Raw genomic sequence first — 663 nt, forward strand, 5'->3', positions numbered from 1 at the left:
CACACGTACCCATCCCGAACACGACCGTTAAGCCCTCTAGCGCCGATGGTACTTGGACCGCAGGGTCCTGGGAGAGTAGGACGCCGCCAAGCGAACTCTTTCATCTTACATAGAAAACAGGCTCTGCATGTGGACATTGTATGATGAATTGCATTTGCACTGCAAATGCATATTATTCCCTGATAGCTCAGTTGGTAGAGCACTCGACTGTTAATCGAGTTGTCACAGGTTCGAGTCCTGTTCGGGGAGCCATTTGCTCTCATAGCTCAGTAGGTAGAGTGCATCCATGGTAAGGATGAGGTCACCGGTTCGATCCCGGTTGAGAGCTCTGCAAATGGGGCCCGTTGGTCAAGGGGTTAAGACACCTCCCTTTCACGGAGGTAACAGGGGTTCGAATCCCCTACGGGTCATAGTTTATCTAATGTTTTAATTGGGGATGAATATCCCAAAGATGGAGGCTTAGCTCAGCTGGGAGAGCATCTGCCTTACAAGCAGAGGGTCGGGGGTTCGATCCCCTCAGCCTCCACCATCTACTTTTGGGGATTAGCCAAGCGGTAAGGCAACGGACTTTGACTCCGTCATGCATAGGTTCAAATCCTATATCCCCAGCCATTTACTATGAGTCATTAGCTCAGTTGGTAGAGCACCTGACTTTTAATCAGG

Annotated in this window: 5 tRNA genes and 1 rRNA gene; all 6 read left to right on the forward strand. The window is 50.2% G+C overall.

From position 1 onward, the window contains the following. A 5S ribosomal RNA gene (gene rrf / locus M3629_RS27980) occupies nt 1-92 on the forward strand; the annotation flags it as partial. 84 nt (nt 93-176) lie between these two features. Further along, nucleotides 177-252, forward strand: a tRNA-Asn gene (locus M3629_RS27985). A gap of 3 nt (nt 253-255) precedes the next feature. Next, nucleotides 256-328, forward strand: a tRNA-Thr gene (locus tag M3629_RS27990). 10 nt (nt 329-338) lie between these two features. Next, nucleotides 339-410, forward strand: a tRNA-Glu gene (locus tag M3629_RS27995). Between the two features lie 43 nt (nt 411-453). Continuing rightward, nucleotides 454-529, forward strand: a tRNA-Val gene (locus M3629_RS28000). A gap of 8 nt (nt 530-537) precedes the next feature. Beyond that, nucleotides 538-612 (forward strand) — tRNA-Gln (locus tag M3629_RS28005). The last annotated feature ends 51 nt before the right edge of the window (nt 613-663 follow it).

The sequence above is a fragment of the Paenibacillus polysaccharolyticus genome (genome assembly GCF_023714295.1).
GTDB classification, from domain to species: Bacteria; Bacillota; Bacilli; order Paenibacillales; family Paenibacillaceae; genus Paenibacillus; species Paenibacillus polysaccharolyticus_A.